Here is a 17,021-nt window from a genome sequence, read left to right as displayed (position 1 = left end):
AAGTTTTCGGACTTTCCTCTTCAATAAAAACCACTATGAAAAAAGCACTTTTAATCACATTTCTTATTTCGCTTTGTAGTCAGCTGAATTTTGCGCAGACTACAATTACCATTAAAAATACTGCAGATGCGCCAACAATTGATAAAAACATTTACGGTCATTTTGCAGAACATTTAGGCCGTTGCATTTACGGAGGATTTTTTGTGGGAGACACTTCAAAAATTCCAAATACAAACGGAGTAAGAAATGATATTATTAAGGCTTTAAAAGATTTAAAAATTCCAAACTTAAGATGGCCAGGAGGCTGTTTTGCAGATACATATCACTGGAAAGACGGAATTGGACCAAAAGAACAAAGACCAACTATTGTAAACAAATGGTGGGGCGGAGTTACTGAAGATAACAGTTTTGGAACACATGATTTCTTGAACATGTGTGAACTTTTAGGCGCTGAACCTTATTTGTCTGGAAATGTAGGAAGCGGAACGGTTCAAGAATTAGCTGACTGGGTTCAGTATACGAACTTCAGCGGTAAAAGTCCAATGAGTGATTTACGTGCTAAAAATGGAAGAAAAGAACCTTGGAAAGTAAAATACTGGGGAATTGGAAATGAAGCTTGGGGATGCGGAGGAAACATGACTGCAGAATATTACGCAGGCGAATATCGTAAATATGCGACTTTCATGTCAGATTGGGAAAATACTGGAGGAATTACAAGAATTGCTTCTGGATCAAACAGTGCAGATTACAATTGGACAGAAGTTTTAATGAAAGGAATTCCGTTGAATATGTTAGGCGGAGTTGGAGTTCATCATTATGCTGTAATTGACTGGGGCAAAAAAGGAGATGATAGAAATTTTACAGAAGAAGGCTATTTCAAAACGATGCAGTCAGCGCTAAAAATGGAAGAATTGGTTACAAAACATTCTGCTATTATGGACAAGTACGATCCTGAGAAAAAAGTAGCCATGATTGTTGACGAATGGGGAGGCTGGTATGAAGTTGAAAAAGGAACAAATCCAGGATTTTTATATCAGCAAAATACAATGCGTGATGCGGTTTTAGCTGGAGCAACTCTTAACATTTTCAACAACCATTCAGATCGTGTTCGTATGGCAAACTTAGCGCAATGCGTTAATGTTTTACAAGCCGTAATTCTTACTGATAAAGCTAAAATGATTGTAACGCCAACATACCATGTAATGAAAATGTATAGCGTGCACCAAGATGCAAAATTATTGCCAGTAAGTTTCGAATCGCCATCATACACTTTTAATGGAGAAAAACTTCCTGCAGTTTCTGCATCGGCATCAAAAGACAAAAACGGAGCTATTCACATTTCATTAGTTAATGTAGACGCAAAAAATAAGAACAAAATCGAAATTGATGTAAAAGATTTAGGTGTGAAAAACTTCACAGGAACGGTTATAACATCGGCTAAATTACAAGATTACAATTCATTCGAAAATCCAGACAAAATTGCACCAGCAGTTTTTAAAGGTTTCGAAAACAAAAAAGGGAAACTTGAAATCACTATTCCTCCTTTCTCAGTAGTTGTTTTAGAAGGAAAATAAAATAGAACCAAATGAAAAACCAAAAATTCATTTTAAAAACCATTTCTGTCATCGGATTTTTTGCAGCAGCGATTTTAATGGCAAGCTGTTCAAAAGATGATCCGGCAACTAAAGATACAGATCCGCCTGTAGTGGTTGATCCGCCTGTGGTTACGCCAACATTTAACGGACCAACTTATGCAGACAATTATACGTCAATTGCTGGTTGGGCAAATAGATCACAATGGAATCTAGCAAACGTACACGATCCATCAGTTGAGAAATCGGGCGAATATTATTATATGTATCAAACCGATGCTTCATACGGAAACGCGCATGATGGCAATGGACATTTTTTCTACAGAAGATCAAAAGATTTAATCAGCTGGGAATTTATGGGACCTTCAATGCTTCAGGCTCCAGCTTGGGTAAAAGATTCTTTAAATAATAAAAGAGCGAGAATGAGTCCAGCACTTCCTCCGATAGAAAATCCAAATTACGGATTTTGGGCGCCATGTGTTCGAAAAGTGGGGAATGTTTTCAGAATGTATTACAGCATCGTAGTAACAAATCCAATTACGGGAACAGATACAAATACTTCTTGGACAGAACGTGCTTTTATTGGTTTGGCTGAAACAACAGATTTAGCTTCTAATAATTGGGTTGACAAAGGAATGGTAGTTTGCTCAGAACCTGACGGCGTAAAAAGTTATGTTAGAAACGGAGGAAACGATTGGGATGCTTATTTTAAATTCAACGCCATCGATCCGAGTTTTATTGAAACTCCCGAAGGTGAACAGTATTTAATTTACGGTTCTTGGCACTCTGGAATTGCAGCTTTAAAACTAAATCCAACGACAGGAAAGCCAGATAAATTAAAAACAATTGATGATTACGGAGTTCGAATTGCAGGTCGCGGAAATGTAAATACAAATCGTTGGCAAGCACTCGAAGGACCAGAAATCATCTACAATCCAGATACGCAATATTATTATTTGTTTTTGGCTTATGATGAATTATCGGTTGCTTATAACACACGAGTAGCTCGTTCTAAAAACATTCTTGGACCTTACGTTACAAACACAGGAATCAGTATTACGAACGGAGCAGAATGCTATCCTTTGGTAACACATCCATATCAATTTAAAAATCATACAGGATGGGTTGGATTTGCGCATTGTGCTGTTTTTCAAAACCCAGAAACAAAACAATGGTTTTATGCTTCACAGGCGCGTTTGCCAGAAGGAGTTGCTGGAATCAATGTCTCAAATGCAGTCATGATGGGGCATGTTCATGGAATTCAATGGACAGAAGACGGATGGCCAGTAATAGAACCAGAACGCTATGCGGGCGTACCAACAACGACTTTTGCAGAAGGAAATCTGGTTGGAACTTGGGAACAGATTACCTTGAATTACCAATACAAAACCATGCAAAAAGCAGTTACAATTTATCTAACGGCTGACAAAAAAGTAAGCGGGGATATAACGGGAACTTGGTCTTATGATGCCGCAAAAAAAATCGCTACCATAAACGGAGTTAAATGCAATGTAGTTGACGCTTGGGATTGGGAATCGGCAACCAGAAAAGTGACCTTAACCTATACCGGAATCAATAGTGCAGGAATAGGGGTTTGGGGAAAAAAAATAAATTAGAAAAACCCCAATTATTAGAGAATTAAAAATAAAATCTGCGTAATCTGCGAGAGAAAAATAGCCACGAATTCACGAATTAAAATGATTAAAAAATCTGTGAAATCTGCTTGAATAAAAATAACCGCAAATTTCTCGAATTATAATTTGTAAAAATTTGTGAATTCGTGGCAAAAAAATAAAATAACAATGAAAAACCTATTTACAAGCCTGTCCATTTTGTTTTTATCGATTGCCGCAACTGCACAATCGGTAAAATTCAACAATCCTGCCATTACAGATAAATACACAGGAGATCCTGCCGCATTGGTGTACAAAGACAAAGTGTATTTGTATGCTGGTCATGACGAAGCGCCAAATGATTTTCATTTTTATAAGATGAATGAATGGCTAGTGTATTCTTCTTCTGATATGAAAAAATGGGAATCACATCCTGTTCCGCTTAAAGTAACTGATTTTAAATGGGCAAAAAGTGATGCTTGGGCTTCGCAGGTAATAGAAAGAAATGGAAAATTTTATTGGTATGTAACGGTTGAACATGGAACTGTTCACGGAAAATCGATTGGAGTTGCTGTTGCTGATAACCCGCTTGGGCCTTTTAAAGATGCATTAGGAAAAGCCTTAATCACCAATGATATGACCAAATTTAGCGACATAACCTGGGACGATATAGATCCGACGGTTTTTATCGATACTGATGGACAAGCTTATCTTTTTTGGGGGAATACCGCTTGTCATTATGCTAAATTAAAAGAAAATATGACGGAAATAGAAGGTGAAATTCATCACATAAAACTGCCTAACTTTACTGAAGCACCGTGGATTCACAAACACAAAGACTGGTATTATTTGTCATACGCTTATGAGTTTCCTGAAAAAATTGCCTACGCCATGAGTAAATCAATTACAGGACCTTGGGAGTTTAAAGGAATTCTGAATGAAATTGCTGGAAATAGTAACACAAATCACCAATCAATAATTGATTTTAAAGGACAATCGTATTTCATTTATCACAACGGAGCATCAAAACCAGATGGAGGAAGTTTTAGAAGATCAGTCTGTGTCGATAAATTATTTTATAACAAAGACGGGACAATGAAACGAATTGTTATGACATCTGAAGGAATTCAATAGATTTAGTATTCAGTCGCAGTCTCAGTTTTCAGTTAACCAAAAACTTAAATTTTTTATATCACTTATATGGTTTACAAAAACATAAAATATACAATTTCGGCTTTTCTAATGTTCACAGTTTCTGTGGTTATGGCACAGGAAATTGTTGTGCACGATCCTGTTGTTATCAAACAAAAAGATACATACTATTTGTATTGTACAGGCAACGGAATAAGTGTTTTTAGTTCGAAAGATTTAAAAAAATGGAACAAAGAACCACAGGTTTTCGCAGAAAAACCAGTTTGGGCAGATGGTGTTGCAGCAGATTTTAAAAATCATATTTGGGCACCAGATATTTCATTCCACAACAATATCTATTATTTGTATTATTCTGTTTCGGCTTTCGCCAAAAATACGTCGGCGATTGGCGTTGCAACTAATACGACTTTAGATCCAAAAGATAAAAATTACAAATGGGTCGATCAGGGAATTGTCATTCAATCACAACCAAACAGAGATATGTGGAACGCCATTGATCCAAATTTGGTTTTTGATGAAAACAACACGCCTTGGCTTTCTTTCGGTTCTTTTTGGGAAGGATTGAAATTGGTAAAATTAAACCCCGATTTAAAATCAATTGCGCAACCTCAAGAATGGCATACAATCGCAAAACGTAAAAGAACTTTCGAATTGCTAGATTCTGATCCAGGTGATGGTGCACTTGAAGCTCCTTTTATCTTTAAGAAAAATGGATACTATTATCAATTTCTGTCTTGGGATTTATGCTGTCGCGGAGAAAAAAGCACTTACAAAGTGGTTGTTGGAAGATCTAAAAATGTAACAGGACCTTATTTGGATAAAGAAGGAAAACCACTAGATCAAGGCGGAGGAAGTATAGTAGTTCAAGGCGATCAAAACTATTTTGGAGTAGGACATAATAGCGCTTATACTTTCGACGGAAAAGATTATATCTTTTATCACGCTTACGAAAAGAAAACTAATGGAACACCAAGGTTAGTAGTCAAAGAAATACAATGGGATGCTGATTTGTGGCCTGTTTTAAAATAGAATACAAGAATAATGATGAAATACAACTTACCAATTTTAACGATTTTTATGTCACTTCTGGTTTTGGTTTCGTGTAAAGAAACCAAAAATAATGTGGTGCAAAATAAAACGTCAGTTTTAAAAGCAGGTTACGAAATCGAACCCGTAAACATTCAAAATGTAAAATTAACTGATTCTTTTTGGCTTCCAATTATCAAAAGAGTGCAGGAAGTAACCATAGAATATGCAATTAAAAAATGTGATGAAGAAGGTCGTTTTGAGAACTTTTTAATCGCAGGAAAACAAAAAACAGGAACAGTGAGAGGTGAAATGCCTTTTGATGATACGGATGTTTACAAAATTATCGAAGGCGCATCAAATACCTTAATTTCTGCTCCAAATCCAAAACTAGAAAGAGTTTTAGATTCTTTGATTGCGATTGTGAAAATTGGTCAGGAAGAAGATGGTTATTTGACAACATGGAGAACAATAAATCCTGCAAAACCGCCTGCTACTTGGGTTCCAGTTATTGAAGGAAAACGTTGGGAATCATTGCAAATCAGTCACGAATGCTATAACGCTGGTCATTTAATTGAAGCTGCAGTTGTGCATTATGAGGCGACTGGAAAAAGAAATTTCCTTGATATCGCCATCAAAAATGCCGATTTGTTCGTGAAAACTTTTGGCGACGGTCCAGGTCAGGTAAAAGGCGTTCCAGGACATCAAATTATAGAAACGGGTTTGATTAAATTATATCAAATTACTGGAAAAGAAGATTATTTGAAACTTGCCAAATATTTTCTGGACAATCGAGGAAATCCGAACAATCATAAATTGTATGGAGAATACGCTCAAGATCACATGCCAGTTGTAGAGCAAAAAGAAGCAGTCGGGCATGCTGTTCGTGCCGTTTATATGTATGCTGGAATGACCGATATTGTTGCAATGACCAAAGACAAATCATATGAAAATGCCGTAAATAATTTATGGGATAATATGGTTAACAAAAAGATGTACATCACAGGCGGAATCGGATCGAGACATGACGGTGAAGCTTTTGGAGCAAACTACGAATTGCCAAATCTAACTGCTTACAACGAAACATGTGCGGCAATTGGAGATGTATATTGGAATCACAGATTGCATAATTTATATGGAAAATCACAATATTTTGATGTCATCGAAAGAACGATGTACAACGGATTGATTTCGGGTATTTCGCTTGACGGAAAACAATTTTTCTATCCAAATGCCTTGGAAGCAGATGGGATTTACAAATCAAACAGAGGTTCTTGCACGCGTCAGGCTTGGTTTGACTGTTCTTGCTGTCCGACTAATTTAATTCGTTTTATTCCGTCAATTCCAGGATTAATTTATTCGAAAACCAAGAATGATTTGTATGTGAATTTATATGCTTCAAACAATGCTTCTTTCACTTTAGGAAAAACAGATTTACAGATTTCACAACAGACTTCTTATCCTTGGAACGGAAAAGTTGGAATTTCAGTTAATCCTAAAAAAGAGAGCAAATTCACGATTAAACTTCGCGTTCCAGGTTGGGCAAGAAATGAAGTTTTACCAGGAGATTTATATACGTATAAGAAAGCTTCAAGTCAAAAACCAACTATTACTGTAAACGGAGAAACATTAGCGATTCAGCCTGAAAACTGCTATTTTAACGTAACTAGAAATTGGAAAAAAGGAGACAAAATCGCTCTTAATTTTCCAATGGAAGTTCAGGAAGTAGAAACCAATTCAAAAGTAGAAACGAATAAAAATAAAGTCTCTTTAGAATACGGTCCGTTAGTGTATGCGGTTGAAGAAATCGACAATAAAAACAATTTTGATAAGATCGATGTTTCGGCTTCAGACACTTTCAAAGTGAGAAAAGAAACGAACTTATTGCAAGGTGTAAATGTCATCGAAAATTCGAAATTCAAAGCCATTCCTTATTATTCATGGTCAAATCGTGGAGTTGGAAAAATGAAAGTCTGGCTGGATTATAAATTGAATTAAAAATTAAAATTCCGAAGGAACGATTCATATTGTAGATACGTCCCGAGGCTTCGGGATCAATCCATCAGATGTATAGAGAATAAAAAATATAGCCACAGATTAAAAGGATTTAAATAAATCTGCCAATCTGCGAGAGAAAAATTTAAACACATAGAAACATAGATTTTTTTAATCCATAAAAGAGAAAAAAAACAAATCTAGATTTGAACACATAGCTATGTGAATTTAAGAAAAATGAAATGCCTTTTTAGACAAGGAATGCTATGATTCTATGTGTTTAAAAAAAATAAAGACAAAAAACAAAAATAAAAACATGAATACCAATCTTATTACCAAAATTACCCTTTGCGGAGCACTGTTAACAAGCATATACACATCGGCACAAAAAAACAATTTTGAAGTAGATGCGTCCAAAACCATAACCAAAATTCAGCCAACGATGTACGGAGTGTTTTTTGAGGACATCAACTTTGCTGCAGACGGAGGATTGTACGCAGAAATGATTAAAAACAGATCATTCGAATTTCTGTTTCCAATGATGGGATGGAATGAACCAAACAGCGACCGCCATAAACTAAATCAGCAATCTGGAATTGCAAATGTCATTCAGTATTCTCAACAAGGAACCAATCACAATTACTGCCGAGTTACAGTTAACGATGCGAGCGGTTATCAGTTGGTAAATGAAGGTTTCAGAGGAATGGGAATCAAAAAAGATTTGAAATACAATCTGACTTTAAAAGCTTCAAAAATTTCAGGAAATATTTCAAAAATTAAATTCCAATTTATTGATAAAGACAATAAAGTACTGGGAGAAACTTCAGTTGTTCCAACATCAAAAGATTGGTCAAATTATTCTACGCAGTTAACGTCAACCGCGACAGAAGCAAAAGCAAAATTAAAAATCACTTTTGAAGGAAACGGAGTAATTGATCTGGATAATATTTCACTATTTCCAGAGGATACTTGGGCAGGAAGAAAAAACGGACTTCGTAAAGATTTAGTGCAATTATTATACGATTTAAAACCAGGATTTTTGCGTTTCCCAGGAGGCTGTATTGTTGAAGGAAGAACTTTAGCAGAGCGTTACCAATGGAAAAAATCGGTTGGAAAAGTGGAAGACAGAGAAACTGCTGTAAACCGTTGGAACATGGAATTTGCGCACAGACCTGCACCAGATTATTTCCAAAGTTTCGGATTAGGATTCTTTGAATATTTTCAGCTTTCAGAAGATATTGGCGCTTCTCCGCTTCCAATTTTAAGTTGCGGAATGGCGTGTCAATTCAACACAGGAGAATTAGTTCCGATGGATCAAATCGATCCTTATGTACAAGATGCTTTGGATTTAATTGAATTCGCAAATGGCGGAACAGAAACAGCTTGGGGAAAAGTGAGAGCCGATATGGGACATCCAAAACCATTCAACTTAAAATTCATTGGAGTTGGAAATGAGCAATGGGGACCAGATTATATCGAGCGTTTTAAAGTGTTTGAAAAAGCCATCAAAAGCAAATATCCAAACATTACCATTGTTTCAGGAACAGGACCTTTCCCTGACGGAGATTTCTTCGAATATGGAATGAAGGAACTTAAAAAACTAAACGCAGAAATTGTAGACGAACATTATTATAAAAATCCAGAATGGTTTCGTAAAAATGCAACGCGTTACGATAGTTACGATCGTAAAGGACCAAAGATTTTTGCTGGAGAATATGCTGCACAAAGCGTAGCTATTGCAAGTCCAGACAACAAAAACAATTGGGAATGTGCTTTTTCTGAAGCTGCTTTCATGACGGGAATGGAACGAAATGCTGAGGTAGTTCATTTAACTTCTTATGCTCCATTATTGGCTCATGAAGAAGGCTGGCAATGGACACCAGATATGATTTGGTTCAACAATCTGCAGTCATTTGGAACACCAAATTATTATGTACAAAAATTGTTTTCTAACAATAAAGGAACTGACTTAATCAGTATTACAAAAGACGGAAAAGCGGTTACAGGGCAAAACGATTTATTTGCTTCTGCGGTAAAAGATGCCAATTCAAAAGAAGTAATTCTGAAAATTGTAAATACATCGGCTTCAGCTCAAAATTTTTCAATTGATTTAAAAGGAGCAAAATTAGATTCAAAAGGAACAGCAGTGACTTTGAAAGGAGATGGATTAAATGATGAAAATTCATTTGCTACGCCAACTAAAATTAGTCCAAAAGAAAGCCAATTTAAAGTGAGTGGAAGCAAAGTTCAGTACGATTTTCCAGCTTATTCTGTAACGGTTTTAAAGATTAAGATGAAATAATCGCAACATAATAAATGTAACAATGACATTTATTTTTTGTTTTGAGCTTAAATCTTTGTTTTGATGCATTTTTTGTAAAAATTAAGGAACAGAATTTTATTAAGTGTTTTTTATACACTTATGAATTATTTATAATTATATTTGTCAATATTTTAAAATAAATACGAATGAAAAATTATGTAATAGGATTGGACTACGGAACAGATTCTGTTCGCGCGGTGCTAATTGATACAGAAAATGGGCAGGAGCTGGCATCGAATGTTTCTCATTACAAAAGATGGAAAAACAAACAATATTGTGACGCCTCTATAAACCAATTTCGTCAGCATCCTTTGGATCATATCGAAGGATTAGAAATTACGATTCAAAATGTTGTAAAAGAAAGTAAAGTAGATCCTTCTTTAGTAAAAGGAATCTGTATCGACACAACAGGATCTTCTCCAGTTCCAGTTACAAAAGATGGAACGCCATTAGCATTAACAAAAGGTTTTGAAGAAAATCCAAATGCAATGATGGTTTTATGGAAAGATCATACTTCTATTAATGAAGCAAACGAAATCAACGAACTTGCTGTAAGCTGGGGCGGAGAAGACGTTACAAAATACGTTGGAGGAATTTATTCTTCTGAGTGGTTTTGGGCAAAAATCCTTCACATTGCAAGACAAGATGAGGCGGTTCGAAATGCAGCGCACACTTGGATGGAGCATTGCGATTTAATGACCTATTTATTAATTGAAGATAAAGATTTAAAAACATTCAGAAGAAGCCGTTGTGCAGCAGGACATAAAGCAATGTGGCACGCAGACTGGAATGGATTACCGCCAGTTGAATTCTTAGAAAAATTACATCCATATTTAGCGACTTTACGCGGGAATTTATATGATGAAACATATACTTCAGATTTAGTTGCTGGAAAACTAAGCCAAGAATGGGCAGATCGTTTAGGACTTTCTACAGAAACAGTTGTGGCGGTTGGAACTTTCGATGCACATTCTGGAGCTGTTGGAGCTAAAATCGAAGAGAATACTTTAGTTCGCGTTATGGGAACTTCAACTTGTGATATTCTGGTTGGTTCTTATGATGAGGTTGGAACAAAAACAGTTAGAGGAATCTGCGGACAAGTTGATGGATCTGTTATTCCAGGATTTATTGGTTTAGAAGCAGGACAATCTGCTTTTGGTGATTTATTGGCTTGGTACAAAGAATTATTAATGTGGCCGACGGAACATTTATTAAGTGAATCATCTCTTTTAAATGATGCTCAAAAAGAACAATTAAGAGAAGAATTCAGCGATAAATTAATTGTTGAATTAACGAAAGAAGCAGAGAAAATCCCGGTTTCAGAAAGTCTTCCAATTGCTTTAGACTGGATTAACGGACGCAGAACTCCAGATGCTAATCAGGAATTGAAAAGCGCGATTTCAAATTTATCTTTAGGAACAAAAGCGCCTCATATTTTTAAAGCTTTAGTAAACGCAATCTGTTTTGGAGCGAAGAAAATTGTAGACCGTTTTGAAGAAGAAGGCGTAAAAATCGACAGCGTTATCGGAATCGGTGGTGTTGCTCGTAAATCTCCTTTCATTATGCAGACTTTAGCAAATGTTTTAAACAAGCCAATTAAAGTTGCAGCTTCAGACCAAACTCCTGCTTTAGGTGCAGCAATTTACGCAGCCGTTGCAGCTGGAATTTATCCAAACGTAATCGAAGCAAGCCAAAAAATCGGAAGTGATTTTGACGGAGAATATTTCCCTCAGACAGATAAAGTTGAAGCGTATCATAAACTGCTTTTAGGATACGAAAAATTAAGTGCTTTTGCAGATCCAACTATTAAAATTTCTCAAAATGAGTTCTCTTTATAAAGATTTAAAACAAGAGTGTTACGAAGCCAATATGCAGTTGAATGCATTGAATTTGGTGGTTTACACTTTCGGAAACGTAAGCGCTGTAGACAGAAAAAATGGTGTTTTTGCCATTAAACCAAGCGGTGTTCCTTACGAAGATTTAAAACCTGAAGATATCGTAATTGTCGATTTTGATAATAATGTTATTGAAGGCACAATGCGTCCGTCTTCAGATACTAAAACGCATGCTTATTTGTACAAACATTGGCCAAATATTGGTGGAGTTGCACATACGCATGCAACCTATTCTGTGGCTTGGGCACAATCGCAGCAATATATTCCAATTTTCGGAACCACGCATGCCGATCATTTAACAGCTGATATTCCGTGTGCGCCCCCGATGGCAGATCATTTAATTGAAGGAAACTACGAACACAATACCGGAATTCAGATTTTGGATTGCTTCAAAGAAAAGAATCTTTCTTACGAAGAAGTAGAAATGATTTTAATTGGAAATCACGGTCCGTTTGCGTGGGGAAAAAATGCAGCAAAAGCGGTTTATAACAGTAAAGTTCTAGAAGTTGTGGCAGAAATGGCATATCTGACTTTACAAATAAATCCAAACGCACCAAGATTAAAAGATTCATTAATAAAGAAACATTACAACCGTAAACACGGAAAAGATTCGTATTACGGACAATAATAATTTTGTTTCAGGTTTCAGGTTTTATTTGTTTCAAGTTGTTGGAACGTAACTTGAAACCTGAAATAAACAAAACAAAAATAATAACATAACAATAAGATTTTCCGCATTTCAGAACCTGAAACTTGAAACAAAGGAAACTTGAAACAAAATAAAAAACATGATAGATATATCTCAAAAAGAAGTATGGTTTGTAGTAGGAAGCCAAGAATTATACGGTGAAGAAACACTTAGAAAAGTAGCAGAACATTCTCAGATTATTGCAAAAGGATTAGATGCTTCATCTTCAATCCCGGTAAAAGTGGTTTATAAAGATGTGGTAAAATCTCCATCGCAGATTTTAGATGTTTGTTTGGCTGCGAATTCGGCTAAAAACTGTATTGGAATTATCGCTTGGATGCATACTTTCTCTCCAGCAAAAATGTGGATTGGAGGATTAAATATCCTTAAAAAACCATTATGCCACTTGCATACACAATACAACGCTGAAATTCCGTGGGGAAGCATTGACATGGATTTTATGAATTTAAACCAATCGGCTCACGGAGATCGTGAATTCGGTTTCATCATGTCTAGATTACGTAAAAAGCGTAAAGTAGTTGTAGGTCACTGGGAAGATCAAAGAGTTCAAAAACAATTAGGAATCTGGTCAAGAGTAGTTCTTGGATGGGATGAACTTCAAAACCTAAAAGTAGCTCGTATTGGTGATAATATGCGTGAAGTTGCCGTAACAGAAGGTGATAAAGTTGAAGCTCAAATTCGTTTTGGAATGTCTGTAAACGGATACGATTCTTCAGATGTTACCAAACATATTGAGAAAGTAACAGACAAACAATTAGCTGATTTATTAGCAGTTTATGAGTCTTCTTATAACTTAACGGATTCTTTAAAAGAAGGAGGATCACAAAGAAGTTCTTTGGTTGAAGCAGCAAAAATCGAATTAGGATTAAGAGCTTTCCTTGAAGAAGGAGGATTCGGTGCTTTTACAGATACATTTGAAAACCTTGGAGTTTGGAAACAATTGCCAGGAATTGCAACACAAAGATTAATGGCCGATGGTTATGGTTTTGGTGGAGAAGGAGACTGGAAAACCGCTGCAATGGTTAGAGCTTTAAAAGTAATGTGTGTTGGTTTAGAAGGTGGAACTTCTTTCATGGAAGATTACACGTACCATTTCACACCACAAAAATCATACGTTTTAGGATCTCACATGTTAGAGATTTGTCCATCAATCGCTGACGGAAAACCTTCTTGCGAAGTGCACCCGTTAGGAATTGGCGGAAAAGAAGATCCAGCTCGTTTGGTATTCAATTCGCCTGCTGGAGATGCAATCAATGTTTCTTTGGTGGATATGGGAACTCGTTTCCGTTTAATTGTAAACGAAGTTGAAGCGGTTAAACCAATGGCAGAATTACCAAAATTACCAGTTGCACGTGTTCTTTGGGATTGTAAACCAAACCTTGAAGTTGCAGCAACGGCTTGGATTTTGGCTGGTGGAGCGCATCACACGGTTTACAGCCAATCTATTACAACAGAATATATGGAAGATTTTGCAGACATCGCAGGAATCGAATTATTGGTAATTGATGAAAAAACGACTGTAAGAGAGTTTAAAGATAAAATCAATGCTAACGAAGCATACTTTCATTTGTTTCAACACGGATTGTAATCTGAGATTCTAAGTTGCTAAGGTTCTAAGTTTTTTATTACTTTTAGCTTTTAACATCTAACATTTTACTTTTTACAAATCAAAAAAATATCATTTATGAATGTATTAAAACGTTGTGTTTTCGGTCTAAGCCTTTTAAGTTTGGCTGCGGTTTCAGTTCAGTGTAAAGGCGATAAGAAAGCTGATACAGAAAAAGTGGCAACTGATGAAAAAGCATTAGTTACAATTGACAAATCGGAATATGGAACTACTGCTAAAGGTGAAAAAGTAGAGAGCTATAAATTGAAAAACCAAAATGGGATGGAAGTGGACATCATCACTTTTGGAGGAAGAATTACAGATTTGAAAGTGCCTAATAAAGCAGGAGTTTCAGAAAATGTAGTAATCGGATTCAGTTCTTTAGCGCAATACGAAAAAGAAAATCCATTTTTTGGAGCTTTAATCGGAAGATACGGAAACCGAATTGCAAAAGGTAAATTTTCATTAGATGGAAAAGATTATCAATTAGCGATTAACAATGCACCAAATGCTCTACACGGAGGTCCGCAAGGATTTTTTAACGTAGTTTGGAAAGCAGATGAGGTTAAATCTGGTGAAACAGCTTCATTAAAATTGTCTTACTTAAGTAAAGATATGGAAGAAGGTTACCCAGGAAACTTAAAAGTTGCAGTAACTTATACATTGACAAATGACAATCAGTTGGAAGTTTTGTACGAAGCGACAACAGACAAAAAAACGGTTGTTAACTTGACGCAGCATTCATACTTCAATTTATCTGGAGATTTTACAAAAACAATCTTAGATCACGAATTGACTTTAAATGCAGATAAATTAGTTCCAGTTGATGCAGATTTAATTCCAACAGGAAAATTAGAAGATGTTGCTGGTACGCCTTTCGATTTCAGAACTCCAAAATTAATTGGAAAAGATATCAATGCTAAAAATGATCAGTTAGAAAAAGGAAAAGGTTACGATCACTGCTGGGTGTTGAACAACCCTGAAAAAGGAAAAACAATTATTGCAAAAGTATACCACGCAGCAAGCGGAAGAGTTATGGAAATGACAACAGACGAACCTGGAATTCAATTCTACTCTGGAAACTTCCTTGACGGAACTTTACCAATGCCAAATGGAGGAACTTTTGCACACAGAACAGGATTGTGTTTAGAAACAGAACATTATCCAGATTCTCCAAACCAGAAAAATTTCCCAACAACGGTTTTAAACCCTGGAGAAAATTATAAAACTAAAACTACTTTTAAATTCTCGGTAAAAAAATAGTTTTAGAATCTGTTAATTAGTTTAGTAATTCTCTAAAAACCTCGGAAGTTAAATGCTTTCGAGGTTTTTTTATTTTTAGAAAGAATGATAATTTATTTCGCTACTGTTAAAAGATTAATTTAGCGAGCTTAATTCATCTTAGGAAACTGAAAAATTGTAATATGAAAAGAAAAGTTATTTATATTTTATTCTCCATTTTATTTCTACAAAGTTGTCAAAATAAAGAAAAAAGCCAACAGAAAAGCAATTCTATTGATAAGGTAGATTCAGGCAAAAAGACAGATTTATCAAATGATAGCAATGAACAAATAAAATTAGTTAAAAACTTTATGAAATGGTATATTAAAAACATGGATATGCTGGGAAAATTTGATGTCATTGGCGGAGGACCTATGGATGTAAAAGAGAATGAAGAGGCAGAAAATTATTATGTAGATTTTAAAGAAGCTGAAAAATATATTTCGGAATTGAAAAAAAGTGGTTTTTTAACTGATAACATTCTTAAAAATGAAGAAACATCATTTTTAGAAGCAGACAAATATTACAAAGAAAATCCAGAAAATGATGGTCCGCCTTATGGTTTTGATTATGATCATTTTTTTCTTACTCAAGAAGCATTTGAAGAAGATTTACTAAATATTGATAAAATTAAATATGCTATAAATCAAAAAGACGATTTTAATTCAGAGGTGACGTTTGTTCTACCTATATCTGGAAAGTATAAGTATTCTTTAAAAAAGATAAATGAGAAATGGTTTATTGATAAAATAGAATCTGTTAATTAGTTTAGTAATTCTCTAAAAACCTCGGAAATTAAATGCTTTCGAGGTTTTTTTATTGGTAAAAATTGAAACAATTATGATTAATAAGTATTTTGTAAGGTTATTCAATTCTTTCTTACATTTGAGAAATAACTATCCTAAAAAACTTTACTTATGAAGAAACCAATTAAATTATTAATGCTGGTATTAGCCTATTCTGTATGTGTAGTAGCAAGTGCTCAGGTTCAGATGAATTTTAAATTTGATACTCCTTATGGTAAAAATACCGCTATTGGAAAGTTTGCTGAAATCAATGGAGCTAAAATTTATTATGAAGAATACGGAAAAGGAGAGCCTTTGCTATTGATACATGGAAACGGAGGAAGTATTGAATCAATGGGAAATCAAATGGATTATTTTAAAAGTAAATACAGAGTTATTGCTGCCGATAGTAGAGGACAAGGCAAATCGGAGTTGAAAACGGATTCTCTTACCTATGTTCAAATCACAAAAGATATGGAAGGATTAGTTAATCACTTAAAACTGGATTCGATAAGTATTATTGGATGGAGTGACGGAGGAATTGTTGGGTTGCAAATGGGGATTTCAGGTAAGTCAAAAATAAAGAAAATTGTAGCGATGGGCGCCAATTTACGACCTGATTCTACAGCTATTTATTCTTGGGCAACAAAAGATGTTCAGAACTTGAAAAAAATGATTGTTTCAAAAATTAAAGAAAAAGATACTAGCGAGAATTGGAATCTAATGAAACAACTTTGTGGACTTTTGGTAGATCAGCCTAGTATTGCAACAAAAGATTTATCAAAAATTAAAGCAAAAGTGCTTGTAATAGCTGGAGATAGAGATGTAATTAGAAATGCACACACAGTTGAAATTTTCGAAAATATACCTGAAGCACAGTTGTGCATTATGCCTGGAGAGACGCATTTTGCGCCAGCTTCAAGTCCGGAATTGTTTAATGCATTAGCAAATAAATTTTTATCAGAACCTTTCAAAAGACCAGATTCAGATTGGACTAAATGGGGTAAATAAAATTGAATCGATAGAATTGTATTATTTTAGCCA

General features: G+C 35.2%; 12 protein-coding genes. All 12 read left to right on the top strand.

Translation table 11 applies throughout. The annotated features are described in order from the left end of the window. Positions 1–35 precede the first annotated feature (35 nt). The 12 genes from V6624_RS09405 (at position 36) to V6624_RS09350 (ending at position 16,988) form a co-directional block, all read left to right on the top strand. A complete protein-coding gene (locus V6624_RS09405) occupies positions 36–1,574 on the top strand; it encodes an alpha-N-arabinofuranosidase (protein ID WP_338841624.1) in 1,539 nt (512 codons plus the stop codon). A gap of 11 nt (positions 1,575–1,585) precedes the next feature. Then, positions 1,586–3,208, top strand: coding sequence for an arabinan endo-1,5-alpha-L-arabinosidase (locus V6624_RS09400; protein WP_111284496.1), 1,623 nt, complete (start codon positions 1,586–1,588; stop codon positions 3,206–3,208). A 186-nt stretch (positions 3,209–3,394) separates the two neighbouring features. After that, on the top strand, positions 3,395–4,339 hold the full coding sequence (locus V6624_RS09395; protein ID WP_111284498.1) for a glycoside hydrolase family 43 protein: 945 nt from the start codon (positions 3,395–3,397) through the stop codon (positions 4,337–4,339). 66 nt (positions 4,340–4,405) lie between these two features. Beyond that, positions 4,406–5,386: an arabinan endo-1,5-alpha-L-arabinosidase gene (locus tag V6624_RS09390; protein ID WP_239455583.1), complete on the top strand. Its 981-nt coding sequence runs from the start codon at positions 4,406–4,408 to the stop codon at positions 5,384–5,386. 12 nt (positions 5,387–5,398) lie between these two features. Beyond that, complete coding sequence (locus V6624_RS09385; RefSeq protein WP_239455584.1) at positions 5,399–7,381, top strand: glycoside hydrolase family 127 protein; 1,983 nt, start codon at positions 5,399–5,401, stop codon at positions 7,379–7,381. Between the two features lie 313 nt (positions 7,382–7,694). After that, the gene (locus V6624_RS09380) at positions 7,695–9,680 is read left to right on the top strand and encodes an alpha-L-arabinofuranosidase C-terminal domain-containing protein (RefSeq protein WP_338841623.1); all 1,986 of its coding nucleotides are present in this window, start codon (positions 7,695–7,697) and stop codon (positions 9,678–9,680) included. 167 nt (positions 9,681–9,847) lie between these two features. Beyond that, a complete protein-coding gene (locus V6624_RS09375) occupies positions 9,848–11,539 on the top strand; it encodes a ribulokinase (RefSeq protein ID WP_338841622.1) in 1,692 nt (563 codons plus the stop codon). Continuing rightward, a complete protein-coding gene (locus V6624_RS09370; protein ID WP_338841621.1) occupies positions 11,523–12,224 on the top strand; it encodes an L-ribulose-5-phosphate 4-epimerase in 702 nt (233 codons plus the stop codon). The genes V6624_RS09375 and V6624_RS09370 overlap by 17 nt, the downstream gene beginning before the upstream one ends. A 160-nt stretch (positions 12,225–12,384) precedes the next feature. After that, on the top strand, positions 12,385–13,893 hold the full coding sequence (araA, locus tag V6624_RS09365; protein WP_111284504.1) for an L-arabinose isomerase: 1,509 nt from the start codon (positions 12,385–12,387) through the stop codon (positions 13,891–13,893). Between the two features lie 96 nt (positions 13,894–13,989). Continuing rightward, positions 13,990–15,174 carry an aldose epimerase family protein gene (locus V6624_RS09360; RefSeq protein WP_338841620.1) on the top strand — a complete coding sequence of 395 codons (1,185 nt, stop codon included), beginning with the start codon at positions 13,990–13,992 and terminating at the stop codon, positions 15,172–15,174. Positions 15,175–15,335: 161 nt separating this feature from the next. After that, positions 15,336–15,959 carry a hypothetical protein gene (locus V6624_RS09355; protein WP_111284508.1) on the top strand — a complete coding sequence of 208 codons (624 nt, stop codon included), beginning with the start codon at positions 15,336–15,338 and terminating at the stop codon, positions 15,957–15,959. Positions 15,960–16,109: 150 nt separating this feature from the next. Beyond that, entirely contained in the window at positions 16,110–16,988 is an 879-nt protein-coding gene (locus V6624_RS09350; RefSeq protein ID WP_338841619.1) for an alpha/beta hydrolase, read from the top strand. Positions 16,989–17,021 lie beyond the last annotated feature (33 nt).

The sequence above is a fragment of the Flavobacterium ginsenosidimutans genome (genome assembly GCF_037478105.1).
GTDB lineage: Bacteria > Bacteroidota > Bacteroidia > Flavobacteriales > Flavobacteriaceae > Flavobacterium > Flavobacterium ginsenosidimutans.
The sequence above is the reverse complement of the archived record's forward strand: the minus strand, read 5'-3'. Positions and strand labels throughout refer to the sequence as shown.

Bases quoted from the DNA above. Each gene is read 5' to 3' on its own strand.
- V6624_RS09360 (WP_338841620.1), top strand. From the start codon at position 13,990: ATGAATGTATTAAAACGTTGTGTTTTCGGTCTAAGCCTTTTAAGTTTG.
- V6624_RS09375 (WP_338841622.1), top strand. From the start codon at position 9,848: ATGAAAAATTATGTAATAGGATTGGACTACGGAACAGATTCTGTTCGC.
- araA (WP_111284504.1), top strand. From the start codon at position 12,385: ATGATAGATATATCTCAAAAAGAAGTATGGTTTGTAGTAGGAAGCCAA.
- V6624_RS09380 (WP_338841623.1), top strand. From the start codon at position 7,695: ATGAATACCAATCTTATTACCAAAATTACCCTTTGCGGAGCACTGTTA.
- V6624_RS09355 (WP_111284508.1), top strand. From the start codon at position 15,336: ATGAAAAGAAAAGTTATTTATATTTTATTCTCCATTTTATTTCTACAA.
- V6624_RS09370 (WP_338841621.1), top strand. From the start codon at position 11,523: ATGAGTTCTCTTTATAAAGATTTAAAACAAGAGTGTTACGAAGCCAAT.
- V6624_RS09405 (WP_338841624.1), top strand. From the start codon at position 36: ATGAAAAAAGCACTTTTAATCACATTTCTTATTTCGCTTTGTAGTCAG.
- V6624_RS09390 (WP_239455583.1), top strand. From the start codon at position 4,406: ATGGTTTACAAAAACATAAAATATACAATTTCGGCTTTTCTAATGTTC.
- V6624_RS09395 (WP_111284498.1), top strand. From the start codon at position 3,395: ATGAAAAACCTATTTACAAGCCTGTCCATTTTGTTTTTATCGATTGCC.
- V6624_RS09350 (WP_338841619.1), top strand. From the start codon at position 16,110: ATGAAGAAACCAATTAAATTATTAATGCTGGTATTAGCCTATTCTGTA.
- V6624_RS09385 (WP_239455584.1), top strand. From the start codon at position 5,399: ATGATGAAATACAACTTACCAATTTTAACGATTTTTATGTCACTTCTG.
- V6624_RS09400 (WP_111284496.1), top strand. From the start codon at position 1,586: ATGAAAAACCAAAAATTCATTTTAAAAACCATTTCTGTCATCGGATTT.